Source organism: Clostridium perfringens ATCC 13124, from assembly GCF_000013285.1.
GTDB classification, from domain to species: domain Bacteria; phylum Bacillota; class Clostridia; order Clostridiales; family Clostridiaceae; genus Sarcina; species Sarcina perfringens.
In genome coordinates, this window is sequence record NC_008261.1 from 74,194 (window position 1) to 90,290 (window position 16,097).

Sequence of the window (16,097 nt, forward strand, 5' to 3'; positions counted from 1 at the left end):
GCCAAATTGGCAAAACCAATTTCTATTCTTTGTAAAATGAGAACTATAACTAATATAGGTCAAGCTACAAAGGGCGCATGGTGAATGCCTTGGCATCAGGAGCCGATGAAGGACGTGATAAGCTGCGATAAGCTTCGGGTAGGCGCACATAGCCTGAGATCCGAAGATCTCCGAATGAGGAAACTCACATGGGAAACCCCATGTATCATTAAGTGAATACATAGCTTAATGAAGGTAACCCAGGGAACTGAAACATCTAAGTACCTGGAGGAAGAGAAAGAAAAATCGATTTTCTTAGTAGCGGCGAGCGAAAGGGAAAGAGCCCAAACCGGAAACTTGTTTCCGGGGTTGTGGACATAGCATCAAAGTGGAGGCTATTGTAACTGAAGAGAACTGGAAAGTTCCACCGTAGAAGGTAATAGTCCTGTAAGTGAAACGAGAAGACCACGAGTTATGATCCAGAGTACCACGAGACACGTGAAACCTTGTGGGAAGCAGGGAGGACCACCTCCCAAGGCTAAATACTACCTGATGACCGATAGTGAAGCAGTACCGTGAGGGAAAGGTGAAAAGAACCCCGGGAGGGGAGTGAAATAGAACCTGAAACCGTGTGCCTACAACCGCTCAGAGCCCCTTATGAGGGTGATGAGGTGCTTTTTGTAGAACGAGCCAACGAGTTACGGTATGTAGCAAGGTTAAGTACTTAAGGTACGGAGCCGAAGGGAAACCGAGTCTGAATAGGGCGACTAGTTGCATGCCGTAGACCCGAAACCGGGTGACCTATCCATGGCCAGGTTGAAGCGAGGGTAAAACCTCGTGGAGGACCGAACCACGTTGCTGTTGAAAAAGCATGGGATGAGCTGTGGATAGCGGAGAAATTCCAATCGAACCCGGAGATAGCTGGTTCTCTCCGAAATAGCTTTAGGGCTAGCGTCGAGTATGAGTAGTGGAGGTAGAGCACTGAATGGGCTAGGGGGCATAGCGCTTACCGAACCTTATCAAACTCCGAATGCCACATACTTTGAGCTCGGCAGTCAGACTACGAATGATAAGATCCGTGGTCAAAAGGGAAACAGCCCAGATCGTCAGCTAAGGTCCCAAAGTGTAAGTTAAGTGGGAAAGGATGTGAGATTTCTAAGACAACTAGGATGTTGGCTTAGAAGCAGCCATTCATTAAAAGAGTGCGTAATAGCTCACTAGTCGAGAGATCTTGCGCCGAAAATGTAACGGGGCTAAACTTACCACCGAAGCTACGGGCTTGAACTTAGTTCAAGCGGTAGGAGAGCGTCGTAACCGGGCTGAAGTCGTACCGTAAGGAGCGGTGGACTGGTTACGAGTGAGAATGTTGGCATCAGTAGCGAGATGTGGGTGAGAATCCCACAGGCCGAAAACCTAAGGTTTCCTCAGGAAGGTTCGTCCGCTGAGGGTTAGTCGGGACCTAAGCCGAGGCCGAAAGGCGTAGGTGATGGACAACTGGTTGATATTCCAGTACCACTACCATCGTTATTATCGATGGCGTGACGCAGGAGGATAGTGTGTGCTAGCTATTGGATGCTAGTCTAAGCGTTTAGGCAGTGAGAGTAGGCAAATCCGCTCTCATAATGCTGAGGCGTGATGGGGAAGGTTCCACGGAACCGAAGTACATGATTCCACGCTGCCAAGAAAAGCGTCTAGAGAGAGAAGTAGTGCCCGTACCGCAAACCGACACAGGTAGGTGAGGAGAGAATCCTAAGGCCGGCGGAAGAATTACAGTTAAGGAACTCGGCAAATTGACCCCGTAAGTTCGCGAGAAGGGGTGCCTACGAGAGTAGGCCGCAGAGAATAGGCCCAAGCAACTGTTTAGCAAAAACACAGGTCTCTGCTAAAGCGTAAGCTGATGTATAGGGGCTGACGCCTGCCCGGTGCTGGAAGGTTAAGGGGAACACTTAGCGCAAGCGAAGGTGTGAACTTAAGCCCCAGTAAACGGCGGCCGTAACTATAACGGTCCTAAGGTAGCGAAATTCCTTGTCAGGTAAGTTCTGACCCGCACGAATGGCGTAATGACTTGGGCACTGTCTCAACTGTAAATCCGGCGAAGTTGTAGTGCGAGTGAAGATGCTCGCTACCCGCGATTGGACGGAAAGACCCCGTAGAGCTTTACTGTAGCTTAGCATTGAGTTTTGGTATTGTCTGTACAGGATAGGTGGGAGACTAGGAAACCAGGGCGTCAGCCTTGGTGGAGTCAACCTTGGGATACCACCCTGACAGTACTGAAATTCTAACTGGCGGCCATGAATCTGGTCACAGGACATTGTTAGGTGGGCAGTTTGACTGGGGCGGTCGCCTCCTAAAAAGTAACGGAGGCGCCCAAAGGTTCCCTCAGAACGGTCGGAAATCGTTCGAAGAGTGCAAAGGCAGAAGGGAGCCTGACTGCGACACCCACAAGTGGAGCAGGGACGAAAGTCGGGCTTAGTGATCCGGTGGTACCTCGTGGGAGGGCCATCGCTCAACGGATAAAAGCTACCTCGGGGATAACAGGCTGATCTCCCCCAAGAGTCCACATCGACGGGGAGGTTTGGCACCTCGATGTCGGCTCGTCGCATCCTGGGGCTGAAGTAGGTCCCAAGGGTTGGGCTGTTCGCCCATTAAAGCGGCACGCGAGCTGGGTTCAGAACGTCGTGAGACAGTTCGGTCCCTATCCGTCGCGGGCGTAGGAAATTTGAGAGGAGCTGTCCTTAGTACGAGAGGACCGGGATGGACTGACCTCTGGTGTACCAGTTGTTCCGCCAGGAGCACAGCTGGGTAGCTAAGTCGGGAATGGATAAACGCTGAAAGCATCTAAGCGTGAAGCCAACCTCAAGATGAGATTTCCCATAGCATAAGCTAGTAAGATCCCTTGAAGAACACAAGGTTGATAGGTCGGGGGTGTAAGCATGGTAACATGTTCAGCTGACCGATACTAATAGATCGAGGGCTTGACCAAATATAGTAAATTAAATATGTGCAATTTTGAAAGAACAAAAACTTTCAAACATCTGGTGATGATGTTCTTTAGGGTAACACCCGTTCCCATTCCGAACACGACGGTTAAGCCTTTAGAAGCCGATGGTACTGCACGGGAGACTGTGTGGGAGAGTAGGTGGTCGCCAGGTCTTATGATTTGCTAGCTCAGTCGGTAGAGCACGTGACTTTTAATCACGGTGTCCAGGGTTCGATTCCCTGGCAGATCACCAAAAACCTCTCTTAATTAGAGAGGTTTTTTTGTATATAAAAATATATTATGTAAATTAATATAAAAATAATTATAGTAAAATAAATCATAATTTAATAAAGTTTCATATAAATTCGACTAGAGTTCAGAATATATTAATATTTAACAGGATTCTAGTCGACTTTATATATTAGTAAAAATAAAAGTTTTAATATATAATTATATGTAATGAATAAAAAAGTATATATTTTTAAGTTACTTTTTTATAAATATGGAATGACTTTAAATAAGAGTTAATATAAATTTAGTTAGCAGTAATAGTGTGGTATAGAGGAGAATATTATGATAAAAAAAACGGAAAAAGCATATGAGGTAAAAAGAGCCTTCAACAATAATATAGTTTTGGTTGATGATGATGAAAAAGAAATTATATTATTTGCTAAAGGTATAGGCTTTAATTGTAAAAAAGGTTCAATAATACCTGAGAATACTAATATAGAAAAAATATTTACTATACAAGATGAGAATAATATTGCTAACTTTAGAAGAGTGGTTGGAAGTAATGATGAGAAGTTTATTGCTTTTTGTGAAGAATTAATATTAGAGATTTCAAGAGATTTTAGTGAGGAATTAAACGAGATTATACATATAGGTTTAATAGATCATATTTCTTTTGCTATTGAGAGAATGAAAAAAGGAGAGATTTTAAGAAATCCTTTTTTAGTAGAAATAGAAACTCTATATCCTAAAGAGTTTGAGGCTGCAACTAAAATGGTTAAAAAGCTTGAGGATTTTACAGGGGTAAGTATAGTTGATGATGAGATTGGATTTATTGCTATGCATATACATTCGGCAAGAACAACAGGAAAGATTTCTCATACAATAAAATTTACCTATATAGCAAATACTGCTGTAGAATATATTGAAGATGCTTTTAATATTGAAGTAGATAGAACTTCATTATCTTATGCTAGATTTATAAGTCACTTAAGATTTGCTATTGAAAGACTTATAAATAATACTCCGGTAAAAAATGAATTACTTTCTATTATAAAACTAAAGTATCCAGAATCCTTTAAGGTTGCTGAAGAAATAGGAAAAGCTATAAATGAAGATTTTTCTCTAGAAGTTGCAGAAGATGAGATAGGGTATTTAGCCTTGCATGTAGAGAGAATAAGAAAAAATGAATAAATAAAAAAGCTGACTTTTAAGTCAGCTTTTTATTATTTAACTTTATAAGTTAAAACAGTATCATTTCCAGCAGTAACTGTTTCACCTATAACAGGTTTCATATCTTTTACCATATCAGGATTTGTGATTAATACAGGAGTGTGTAATTTTAAGCCTTTTCCTAATATAAAATCTCTATCTATTTTTAATATTGGTGTACCAGCTTTAACTTGTTGTCCTGGTTCAGTTAATCTTTCGAATCCTTCTCCTTCTAGAGAAACTGTATCTATACCAACGTGAACTAATAATTCAATACCATTACTTAAAGTCATAGCGAAAGCATGGTTAGTTTTGAATACTAATGATAATTCTCCATCAGCAGGAGCAACAATAGTATCTCCAGTTACTTCAATAGCAACTCCATCTCCAGCCATTTTTTCAGCGAAAACTTGATCTGGTACTTGTGATAAATCAATAGTTTTTCCAGTTGCAGGAGCAATTAATTTTAATTCTTTTTTAAATAATCCAAACATATTTATTTTCTCAACTTATTATATTAAGTTAAGAAATTCACTTCCTTTCTATATATAGAATCAAATATAAAAAAACAGGCATAAGTCTATTAGAACTTATGCCTGATTTAACAGTAACATGTTATGATTACATTATATATTCTTTATTTTTATAAGTCAACACTATATTTATACAATATCATTTGAAGATTTGTATTTATATGTAATAAATTTAGGAAGCGTGAGAAAGATAATATTATAGTGATTATAAAAAATATGTTTATCTTAAAGTTGACACCCTAAAAAAGATATAGTAATATTTAAATGCAAACATTACAGATGTAATGTTTAAGAGATTATTTTAAGCGTGTAACCATAAATTTTGGGCATTAGCTGAAAAGAATTACTATGTTCTTTTCAGCTTTTTTTATGTGTGAATATAATTGTATTAATAGGACAATTTTTAGCTAAAGGGGAAAGGATTTCAAAAGGAATTTCTATATAAGCATTTTATGATTAAAAATATAGATTATAAAATGCTTATATAGGTATTCAATAGGAATAGATAACTTTTATATTTTATTTTTAGAATACCTAATGCTTTAAAGAAGTTAAATTTTTTAAAGTATTACACAAACTTAAACTAAATGAAAAAAACTTATAAGGAGGAATGAACAAATGAGTAAAAAAGGTTCAAAAGTTTTAGGCTTTCTTCAAAGAATAGGTAAATCTTTAATGGTTCCTATAGCAGTAATGCCAGCTTTAGGATTATTATTAAGACTTGGAGATAAAGACTTATTAAATATCCCTTGGATCAGCGCTGCTGGTGGAGCTGCCTTTGGAGATAATATGGCAATGCTTTTTGCTGTAGGTATAGGATTTGGACTTTCAGATGAAAATAATGGAGTTGGAGGATTAGCAGGTCTTTTAGGATTTTTAGTTATGAAAAATGTTGCAACTTCATTTGATCCAAGTATAAATATGGGAGCTTTTGGTGGAGTTGTAGCCGGAGTTGTTGGAGGACTTTTATATAATAAATTTAAAGATATTAAAGTTCCTCAATTTTTAGGATTCTTTGGTGGAAAAAGATTTGTTCCAATAATAACATCAGCGGTATGTCTTATTTTAGGGGTATTCTTTGGATATACTTGGCCAACATTCCAAGCTGGATTAGACGGATTTGCTAATATAATGGTAGCGGCAGGTGCTATTGGGGCTGGAATATATGGAATATTAAATAGATTATTAATACCAATTGGATTACACCATGTAATGAACACAGTAATTTGGTTCCAATTAGGAAGCTTTACAGATCCAGTTTCAGGTCAAATTGCAACTGGAGATATTGCAAGATTTTTAGCTGGAGATCCAACAGCTGGGGTTTACACAGCAGGCTTTTATCCAATAATGATGTTTGGTTTACCAGCTGCATGTTTAGCAATGTATGTTTGTGCTAAGAAGAAAAACAAGGCAGTGGTTGGGGGAATGTTCTTATCATTAGCATTAACAGCTATAATAACAGGTATTACAGAACCAATAGAATTTGCTTTTATGTTCTTATCACCAATACTTTATGTTATACATGCAATATTAACAGGTATATCATTAGCAGTGGCATATGCTCTTAATGTACATCTAGCATTTAGTTTCTCAGGTGGATTAATTGACTATATTTTATACTTTGGAAAAGGTCAAAATCAATTAATAATATTATTAATGGGACTTGTTGCATTTGTAGTTTATTATTTCTTATTTATGTTCTTTATTAAGAAGTTTAATCTTAAAACACCTGGTAGAGAAGATGATTTTGATGATGAAAATGAAGATACAGAAACTAATTCAAAAACAGTATCAAAATCAGAAGACAATCCATCTAAGGGTGGTACTTTAGCTGAAAAGGCAGAAGTTGTTTTAGAAGCTCTTGGAGGAAAAGAAAATATAGAAGTTCTAGACAACTGTATAACAAGATTAAGATTAACTTTAAAAGATGCTTCTAAAATAGATGAAGTTACTTTAAAAAAGGCTGGAGCTAGCGGAATAATGAAATTAGATGGAAAGAATGTTCAAGTAATTATGGGAACTTTAGCAGATCCTTTAGCTAGCCAAATGAAAAAATTACTTTAATAATTAAATAAAAAATTATACTTATAAAATAAAAGCTATAAACCATTTAGTGGTTTATGGCTTTTTATTTATATATTTAATAATAGTAAAAGGTCGTCTATAGTTAATTCAGAACGAGATGTTAATATAAGATTATTTAGTAGAAAATAAGCAAACTTATCTGAGGATATAGGGGGATTAATTTCTCCCTTTTCTATATGAATTTCAATTAGCTTTTCTAAAGTTTCATACATTGGCTCTATAACATAGTGATTTTTAGAGGTATGCTTAGCCATCTCTGAAAATATAAGTCTATAGTTTTTTAAGAAATCATTTATATTATTAGAAATAAAAATTAGTTTTTCTTTAAATGAAATATCTTCTTCTATTATTTCATTAGATATCTTTAAAATAGAAGTCCAATCATTAGATAGTATATCAATAACAAGTTGTTCCTTGTTTTTAAAATAGTTATAGAAGGTTCCAGTACCTATATTACATTCCTTAGTTATATTTCTTATATTTAAATTTAAATATCCATTAGACAGCAATTGTTTTTTTCCTTCAGTTAATAAATCTTCTTTTACATTTTTTATAATTTTAGGCATAAGAAGGCCTCCTTCATTAAAGAACTATATAGAAATTATAGTATTTAAGATTATTAAATTCAAATTTAAAGTGTTTTAAAGAAAAGATTGAATTAAATATAGAGAAAATATAAGTATAATTTTATCTAAGTAATATCTATAAATTATTATATTGGTGTATATATTTAGATAAATTTAAATAAAAAAAGAGTTTTTTTATTTAGTATAAGAATAATATAGTAAATATTATACTTAGAATAAGAGTATTTATAGGAATATTAAGGGGAATTTCAATTTAAACTTTACCAGGTGTATCAATATAAGAATTACATAGTATTTTAATGAAAAATAAAGAATATTAACAATAATTATGTAAAATAAACATCTATGTAATTAGAATAAGTTATGTAACGTGGTAAGATAAATCTCGTCGCTGAGAGACACAGAAACAACTCAACAAAATAAATTAAAAGTTTTGAAAAAAGTTGTTGACAAAGTTTCAAAGTGATGTTAAACTAAGAAAGTCGCTTGAGGGCGACAACGAAATGGTCTTTGAAAATTAAACAGAAGATATTAACATAAACCAGCAATTCTTTTATAAGTAATATAAGTATAGATTAAACTTTTAAATTGAGAGTTTGATCCTGGCTCAGGATGAACGCTGGCGGCGTGCTTAACACATGCAAGTCGAGCGATGAAGTTTCCTTCGGGAAATGGATTAGCGGCGGACGGGTGAGTAACACGTGGGTAACCTGCCTCATAGAGTGGAATAGCCTTCCGAAAGGAAGATTAATACCGCATAATGTTGAAAGATGGCATCATCATTCAACCAAAGGAGCAATCCGCTATGAGATGGACCCGCGGCGCATTAGCTAGTTGGTGGGGTAACGGCCTACCAAGGCGACGATGCGTAGCCGACCTGAGAGGGTGATCGGCCACATTGGGACTGAGACACGGCCCAGACTCCTACGGGAGGCAGCAGTGGGGAATATTGCACAATGGGGGAAACCCTGATGCAGCAACGCCGCGTGAGTGATGAAGGTTTTCGGATCGTAAAGCTCTGTCTTTGGGGAAGATAATGACGGTACCCAAGGAGGAAGCCACGGCTAACTACGTGCCAGCAGCCGCGGTAATACGTAGGTGGCGAGCGTTATCCGGATTTACTGGGCGTAAAGGGAGCGTAGGCGGATGATTAAGTGGGATGTGAAATACCCGGGCTCAACTTGGGTGCTGCATTCCAAACTGGTTATCTAGAGTGCAGGAGAGGAGAGTGGAATTCCTAGTGTAGCGGTGAAATGCGTAGAGATTAGGAAGAACACCAGTGGCGAAGGCGACTCTCTGGACTGTAACTGACGCTGAGGCTCGAAAGCGTGGGGAGCAAACAGGATTAGATACCCTGGTAGTCCACGCCGTAAACGATGAATACTAGGTGTGGGGGTTTCAACACCTCCGTGCCGCCGCTAACGCATTAAGTATTCCGCCTGGGGAGTACGGTCGCAAGATTAAAACTCAAAGGAATTGACGGGGACCCGCACAAGTAGCGGAGCATGTGGTTTAATTCGAAGCAACGCGAAGAACCTTACCTACACTTGACATCCCTTGCATTACTCTTAATCGAGGAAATCCCTTCGGGGACAAGGTGACAGGTGGTGCATGGTTGTCGTCAGCTCGTGTCGTGAGATGTTGGGTTAAGTCCCGCAACGAGCGCAACCCTTGTCGTTAGTTACTACCATTAAGTTGAGGACTCTAGCGAGACTGCCTGGGTTAACCAGGAGGAAGGTGGGGATGACGTCAAATCATCATGCCCCTTATGTGTAGGGCTACACACGTGCTACAATGGCTGGTACAGAGAGATGCAATACCGCGAGGTGGAGCCAAACTTAAAAACCAGTCTCAGTTCGGATTGTAGGCTGAAACTCGCCTACATGAAGCTGGAGTTACTAGTAATCGCGAATCAGAATGTCGCGGTGAATACGTTCCCGGGTCTTGTACACACCGCCCGTCACACCATGAGAGTTGGCAATACCCGAAGTCCGTGAGCTAACCGCAAGGAGGCAGCGGCCGAAGGTAGGGTCAGCGATTGGGGTGAAGTCGTAACAAGGTAGCCGTAGGAGAACCTGCGGCTGGATCACCTCCTTTCTAAGGAATACATCTTAGGACAACTAAGATGATAATGAATTCTGGATAATATCTCTGTTTAATTTTGAGAGACTATCTCTCAAAATTGTTCTTTGAAAATTGCACATAATTTAATTTATAGAAACAACAAGCCAAATTGGCAAAACCAATTTCTATTCTTTGTAAAATGAGAACTATAACTAATATAGGTCAAGCTACAAAGGGCGCATGGTGAATGCCTTGGCATCAGGAGCCGATGAAGGACGTGATAAGCTGCGATAAGCTTCGGGTAGGCGCACATAGCCTGAGATCCGAAGATCTCCGAATGAGGAAACTCACATGGGAAACCCCATGTATCATTAAGTGAATACATAGCTTAATGAAGGTAACCCAGGGAACTGAAACATCTAAGTACCTGGAGGAAGAGAAAGAAAAATCGATTTTCTTAGTAGCGGCGAGCGAAAGGGAAAGAGCCCAAACCGGAAACTTGTTTCCGGGGTTGTGGACATAGCATAAAAGTGGAGGCTATTGTAACTGAAGAGAACTGGAAAGTTCCACCGTAGAAGGTAATAGTCCTGTAAGTGAAACGAGAAGACCACGAGTTATGATCCAGAGTACCACGAGACACGTGAAACCTTGTGGGAAGCAGGGAGGACCACCTCCCAAGGCTAAATACTACCTGATGACCGATAGTGAAGCAGTACCGTGAGGGAAAGGTGAAAAGAACCCCGGGAGGGGAGTGAAATAGAACCTGAAACCGTGTGCCTACAACCGCTCAGAGCCCCTTATGAGGGTGATGAGGTGCTTTTTGTAGAACGAGCCAACGAGTTACGGTATGTAGCAAGGTTAAGTACTTAAGGTACGGAGCCGAAGGGAAACCGAGTCTGAATAGGGCGACTAGTTGCATGCCGTAGACCCGAAACCGGGTGACCTATCCATGGCCAGGTTGAAGCGAGGGTAAAACCTCGTGGAGGACCGAACCACGTTGCTGTTGAAAAAGCATGGGATGAGCTGTGGATAGCGGAGAAATTCCAATCGAACCCGGAGATAGCTGGTTCTCTCCGAAATAGCTTTAGGGCTAGCGTCGAGTATGAGTAGTGGAGGTAGAGCACTGAATGGGCTAGGGGGCATAGCGCTTACCGAACCTTATCAAACTCCGAATGCCACATACTTTGAGCTCGGCAGTCAGACTACGAATGATAAGATCCGTGGTCAAAAGGGAAACAGCCCAGATCGTCAGCTAAGGTCCCAAAGTGTAAGTTAAGTGGGAAAGGATGTGAGATTTCTAAGACAACTAGGATGTTGGCTTAGAAGCAGCCATTCATTAAAAGAGTGCGTAATAGCTCACTAGTCGAGAGATCTTGCGCCGAAAATGTAACGGGGCTAAACTTACCACCGAAGCTACGGGCTTGAACTTAGTTCAAGCGGTAGGAGAGCGTCGTAACCGGGCTGAAGTCGTACCGTAAGGAGCGGTGGACTGGTTACGAGTGAGAATGTTGGCATCAGTAGCGAGATGTGGGTGAGAATCCCACAGGCCGAAAACCTAAGGTTTCCTCAGGAAGGTTCGTCCGCTGAGGGTTAGTCGGGACCTAAGCCGAGGCCGAAAGGCGTAGGTGATGGACAACTGGTTGATATTCCAGTACCACTATAATCGTTATTATCGATGGCGTGACGCAGGAGGATAGTGTGTGCTAGCTATTGGATGCTAGTCTAAGCGTTTAGGCAGTGAGAGTAGGCAAATCCGCTCTCATAATGCTGAGGCGTGATGGGGAAGGTTCTACGGAACCGAAGTACATGATTCCACGCTGCCAAGAAAAGCGTCTAGAGAGAGAAGTAGTGCCCGTACCGCAAACCGACACAGGTAGGTGAGGAGAGAATCCTAAGGCCGGCGGAAGAATTACAGTTAAGGAACTCGGCAAATTGACCCCGTAAGTTCGCGAGAAGGGGTGCCTACGAGAGTAGGCCGCAGAGAATAGGCCCAAGCAACTGTTTAGCAAAAACACAGGTCTCTGCTAAAGCGTAAGCTGATGTATAGGGGCTGACGCCTGCCCGGTGCTGGAAGGTTAAGGGGAACACTTAGCGCAAGCGAAGGTGTGAACTTAAGCCCCAGTAAACGGCGGCCGTAACTATAACGGTCCTAAGGTAGCGAAATTCCTTGTCAGGTAAGTTCTGACCCGCACGAATGGCGTAATGACTTGGGCACTGTCTCAACTGTAAATCCGGCGAAGTTGTAGTGCGAGTGAAGATGCTCGCTACCCGCGATTGGACGGAAAGACCCCGTAGAGCTTTACTGTAGCTTAGCATTGAGTTTTGGTATTGTCTGTACAGGATAGGTGGGAGACTAGGAAACCAGGGCGTCAGCCTTGGTGGAGTCAACCTTGGGATACCACCCTGACAGTACTGAAATTCTAACTGGCGGCCATGAATCTGGTCACAGGACATTGTTAGGTGGGCAGTTTGACTGGGGCGGTCGCCTCCTAAAAAGTAACGGAGGCGCCCAAAGGTTCCCTCAGAACGGTCGGAAATCGTTCGAAGAGTGCAAAGGCAGAAGGGAGCCTGACTGCGACACCCACAAGTGGAGCAGGGACGAAAGTCGGGCTTAGTGATCCGGTGGTACCTCGTGGGAGGGCCATCGCTCAACGGATAAAAGCTACCTCGGGGATAACAGGCTGATCTCCCCCAAGAGTCCACATCGACGGGGAGGTTTGGCACCTCGATGTCGGCTCGTCGCATCCTGGGGCTGAAGTAGGTCCCAAGGGTTGGGCTGTTCGCCCATTAAAGCGGCACGCGAGCTGGGTTCAGAACGTCGTGAGACAGTTCGGTCCCTATCCGTCGCGGGCGTAGGAAATTTGAGAGGAGCTGTCCTTAGTACGAGAGGACCGGGATGGACTGACCTCTGGTGTACCAGTTGTTCCGCCAGGAGCACAGCTGGGTAGCTAAGTCGGGAATGGATAAACGCTGAAAGCATCTAAGCGTGAAGCCAACCTCAAGATGAGATTTCCCATAGCGTAAGCTAGTAAGATCCCTTGAAGAACACAAGGTTGATAGGTCGGGGGTGTAAGCATGGTAACATGTTCAGCTGACCGATACTAATAGATCGAGGGCTTGACCAAATATAGTAAATTAAATATGTGCAATTTTGAAAGAACAAAAACTTTCAAACATCTGGTGATGATGTTCTTTAGGGTAACACCCGTTCCCATTCCGAACACGACGGTTAAGCCTTTAGAAGCCGATGGTACTGCACGGGAGACTGTGTGGGAGAGTAGGTGGTCGCCAGGTTCAAAATGTTCCTCGGTAGCTCAATGGTGGAGCACTCGGCTGTTAACCGATAGGTTGGAGGTTCGAGTCCTCTCCGAGGAGCCATTTTTTTTATTTAAAAAGAGTTATTAAAGAAGATATAAATGTCTTTTTTAATAACTCTTTTTGTATTTCTCAAAGGAATTTAATAATTTATGTTGAATTATTAAAGTATAAAGAAAGTGTTAACATATAGTTATTAATAGTAGAAACTTAAAATCTAAGTTTAATATAGTTGATATTTTTCTTTTAAAGTATGGGGAATTTTTAGGAAAAATCATTAATCTTAATATATAAAAAATACTAAATATAATATTTTTTATTTGAAAGGAATATACTTAGGTATATAAGTTTTTTATAAAATTTTTATTACCCAAAATCAATATTAGACATATTCAAAAACACTTTTAGAAAGCAAATGAGTATAAAGTGAGTTTAAGTTTATCTTATATATAAAAATAAAGTTAAGAGTTTTTATATATTTTGATATTTAACTAAAAGAGTATATTTAAGTAAACATTATATTTAAATTTAATTTTTAGTTATTGCATAAGGGGATTTGATAAAAGTAGAAAGTAGTACATGCTTTTATATAATTAAGTTATTAAATACAAAGTGTATGCATACTTTAAACAGATTACTAATACTAATTTTTCTAGAAAGGTGGTGAATGCTACTTATATGTTGATATGTAAACAATATCAACGGTGTAGCAGAAGATTATGAAGGAGCATAAAATTGAGAATTTAAGAAATATAGGTATTATAGGACATAGTGATTCAGGTAAAACTGCATTATCAGAAGCTTTACTTTATTATACAAAGACTACTGATAGATTAGGAACTTGTGAAGATGGAAATACAATAAGTGATTATGATCAAGAAGAGAAAAAAAGAAAGATATCACTAGCCTTATCTATTATTCCTTTTGAATATGATGGAACTAAGATTAATATATTGGATACTCCAGGTTATTTTGATTTTGTTGGAGAGCAAATAGAAGGGGTTAAGGCTGCTGACTCTGCAATTATAACTGTATGTGGAGTTACTGGCGTTCAAGTTGGAACTGAAAAAGCCTGGGAATGCTGTGAAAAAGAAAAATTACCAAGAGCCTTTTTTATAAATAAATTAGATAGAGAAAATTCAAATTTTGATAAGGTATTAGAAAATATAAGAAATATTTTTGGAAACAAAGTAATTCCTACTCAATATCCATTAGGAAAAGAAAAGGAGTTTAAGGGAATTGTAAATCTTATAACTGAGGAAGCTTTTAAGTATGATAAAAAATCAGGAAAAATAAATAAGATAGAAATACCTAATGAAGTAAAAGATAAGGTTAATGAGTATAGAACTTATTTAATGGAATCTGTAGCTGAAACTGATGAGGAATTACTTGATAAATATTTATCTGAAGGAGAGCTTACAGTTGATGAAATCTATAAAGGACTTTCTATTGGATTTGAAGAAGGAGATATAGCTCCAGTTATGTGTGGAAGTTCAGTATCAATAGTTGGTATGAAAAGCCTATTAGATTCAATTAAAGGATATTTCCCATCACCAGATATAAGCAAAGCTAAAGTTGCTATTGATAGCAATAATAAAGAAATATTAGTTAAGTCAAATAAGGATATGCCATTTTCTGCATTTGTATTTAAAACAATTGCTGATCCTTTTGTAGGAAAGCTTTCAATATTTAAGGTGCAAACAGGAGAGCTAACAACTGATAAGATAATTATAAATTCAAAAAATAATAAGGTAGAAAAAGTTAGTTCATTATGCTTTTTAAGAGGTAAAAGTCAAATACAAACAAGTAAAATAGGCGCAGGAGACATAGGAGCTGTTACAAAACTTCAATATACTTCAACTGGTGATACTCTTTGTGAAAGTAACTTTAAGATTGCTTATGAAGGATTTGAGTTCCCAGAGGCAGTTATGACTATGGCAGTATTACCAAAAAGTAAAGGTGATGAAGAAAAAATTTCTCAAGGACTTTCTAAACTTCTAGATGAAGATCCAACATTTAAGGTTTCTAGAGATCAAGAAAATGCAGAAACTCTAGTTTCTGGTATTGGAGAGACACATATAGAGGTTTTAGCTAGTAAATTAAAAAGTAAATTTGGAATTGATGTAATTCTTCAAGATCCTAAGATTCCTTATAGAGAAACTATAAAAGGTAGTTCTGATGTACAAGGAAAGCATAAAAAACAATCTGGAGGCCATGGACAATATGGAGATGTAAAAATTAAATTTGAGCCTAGAAGAGATGGTGAGCTTGATTTAGAATTTGTGGATAAGGTTGTTGGAGGAGTTGTGCCTAGAAATTATATACCAGCAGTAGAAAAGGGATTAAGAGACTGTTTAAAGAAAGGGGTTTTAGCAGGTTATCCTGTAATAGGAATTAAGGCTACATTACATGATGGATCATATCACCCTGTAGATTCATCAGAAATGGCATTTAAGGTAGCTGCTTCATTAGCATATAAGAAAGGTATGGAGAATGCAAAACCTGTTATATTAGAGCCTATTATGAAGGTAGAAATAATAATTCCAGATGAATACATGGGTGATATAATTAGTGATATAAATAAGAAAAGAGGAAGAGTAATTGGAATGGAACCAGAAGGTAATAATGAAAAAGTTATAGCTGATATTCCTTTATCAGAAATGTTTAAGTATGCTACTGATTTACGTTCAATGACTCAAGGAAGAGGAAGCTTTAGCATGGAATTTGAAAAATATGAGGAAGTTCCAAGTACAGAGGTAGATAAAATAATAGAAGATGCAAAGAAAATAAAAGAAGCTAAGGAAGCTTAAAGAATTATATGTAGAAATTTGGGGAGTACCATCTTAAAATTTAAAAAGATGGTACTTTTTATGTATACAAGGAAAAAAATGTGGTTAAATTAATAATGTTAAAGGTATTATTAAAATTTGTTTAAAAAAATAATTTAGAAAGAATATATTGATGATATAAAACTGATGAATAAAAAAATATATAATAGAATATAAATCTTTTAGGAGTATTTTATCTTATTATAATTAAAAGTTAAGAGGTACTTTCTAAAAGTTCAAGGCTTTAATTTAATTAAAATTATTAGTAACTGAAAAATATCTTAAA

The 16,097-nt window shown here is 38.6% G+C and carries 5 protein-coding genes, 2 tRNA genes and 5 rRNA genes; 10 read left to right on the forward strand and 2 right to left on the reverse strand.

What is annotated here, in order from left to right; genetic code table 11:
* Positions 1 to 57: 57 nt before the first annotated feature.
* The 4 genes from CPF_RS00360 to CPF_RS00375 all read left to right on the forward strand — a co-directional run bounded on the left by CPF_RS00360 (position 58) and on the right by CPF_RS00375 (position 4,381).
* Positions 58 to 2,962 (forward strand): 23S ribosomal RNA (locus CPF_RS00360).
* A gap of 51 nt (positions 2,963 to 3,013) precedes the next feature.
* Positions 3,014 to 3,131 (forward strand): 5S ribosomal RNA (gene rrf, locus CPF_RS00365).
* 5 nt (positions 3,132 to 3,136) lie between these two features.
* A tRNA-Lys gene (locus tag CPF_RS00370) sits at positions 3,137 to 3,212 on the forward strand.
* A gap of 320 nt (positions 3,213 to 3,532) precedes the next feature.
* Entirely contained in the window at positions 3,533 to 4,381 is an 849-nt protein-coding gene (locus tag CPF_RS00375; RefSeq protein ID WP_003460620.1) for a PRD domain-containing protein, read from the forward strand.
* Positions 4,382 to 4,413: 32 nt separating this feature from the next.
* Here the strand turns inward: CPF_RS00375 and CPF_RS00380 are convergent, their stop codons facing one another.
* A complete protein-coding gene (locus CPF_RS00380; RefSeq protein ID WP_003460618.1) occupies positions 4,414 to 4,893 on the reverse strand; it encodes a PTS sugar transporter subunit IIA in 480 nt (159 codons plus the stop codon).
* A gap of 657 nt (positions 4,894 to 5,550) precedes the next feature.
* Between CPF_RS00380 and nagE the strand changes: the two genes are divergently transcribed.
* The gene (gene nagE / locus CPF_RS00385) at positions 5,551 to 6,996 is read left to right on the forward strand and encodes an N-acetylglucosamine-specific PTS transporter subunit IIBC (RefSeq protein WP_003460623.1); all 1,446 of its coding nucleotides are present in this window, start codon (positions 5,551 to 5,553) and stop codon (positions 6,994 to 6,996) included.
* Between the two features lie 68 nt (positions 6,997 to 7,064).
* Here nagE and CPF_RS00390 read toward each other — a convergent pair whose 3' ends face one another.
* The gene (locus CPF_RS00390) at positions 7,065 to 7,583 is read right to left on the reverse strand and encodes a TetR/AcrR family transcriptional regulator (RefSeq protein WP_003449320.1); all 519 of its coding nucleotides are present in this window, start codon (positions 7,581 to 7,583) and stop codon (positions 7,065 to 7,067) included.
* A gap of 605 nt (positions 7,584 to 8,188) precedes the next feature.
* On the opposite strand from CPF_RS00390, the gene CPF_RS00395 reads away from it, so the two are divergent.
* The 5 genes from CPF_RS00395 to fusA all read left to right on the forward strand — a co-directional run bounded on the left by CPF_RS00395 (position 8,189) and on the right by fusA (position 15,793).
* Positions 8,189 to 9,701 (forward strand): 16S ribosomal RNA (locus CPF_RS00395).
* A gap of 187 nt (positions 9,702 to 9,888) precedes the next feature.
* Positions 9,889 to 12,793: ribosomal RNA gene (locus tag CPF_RS00400) — 23S ribosomal RNA — on the forward strand.
* A 51-nt stretch (positions 12,794 to 12,844) separates the two neighbouring features.
* Positions 12,845 to 12,962: ribosomal RNA gene (gene rrf, locus CPF_RS00405) — 5S ribosomal RNA — on the forward strand.
* Together the 16S, 23S and 5S rRNA genes with 1 tRNA gene alongside form the textbook arrangement of a ribosomal RNA operon.
* Before the next feature lie 9 nt (positions 12,963 to 12,971).
* A tRNA-Asn gene (locus tag CPF_RS00410) sits at positions 12,972 to 13,046 on the forward strand.
* Positions 13,047 to 13,702: 656 nt separating this feature from the next.
* Positions 13,703 to 15,793: an elongation factor G gene (gene fusA, locus CPF_RS00415; RefSeq protein ID WP_011590049.1), complete on the forward strand. Its 2,091-nt coding sequence runs from the start codon at positions 13,703 to 13,705 to the stop codon at positions 15,791 to 15,793.
* The last annotated feature ends 304 nt before the right edge of the window (positions 15,794 to 16,097 follow it).

Bases quoted from the DNA above. Each gene is read 5' to 3' on its own strand.
- CPF_RS00390 (WP_003449320.1), bottom strand. From the start codon at position 7,583: ATGCCTAAAATTATAAAAAATGTAAAAGAAGATTTATTAACTGAAGGA.
- fusA (WP_011590049.1), top strand. From the start codon at position 13,703: ATGAAGGAGCATAAAATTGAGAATTTAAGAAATATAGGTATTATAGGA.
- CPF_RS00380 (WP_003460618.1), bottom strand. From the start codon at position 4,893: ATGTTTGGATTATTTAAAAAAGAATTAAAATTAATTGCTCCTGCAACT.
- CPF_RS00375 (WP_003460620.1), top strand. From the start codon at position 3,533: ATGATAAAAAAAACGGAAAAAGCATATGAGGTAAAAAGAGCCTTCAAC.
- nagE (WP_003460623.1), top strand. From the start codon at position 5,551: ATGAGTAAAAAAGGTTCAAAAGTTTTAGGCTTTCTTCAAAGAATAGGT.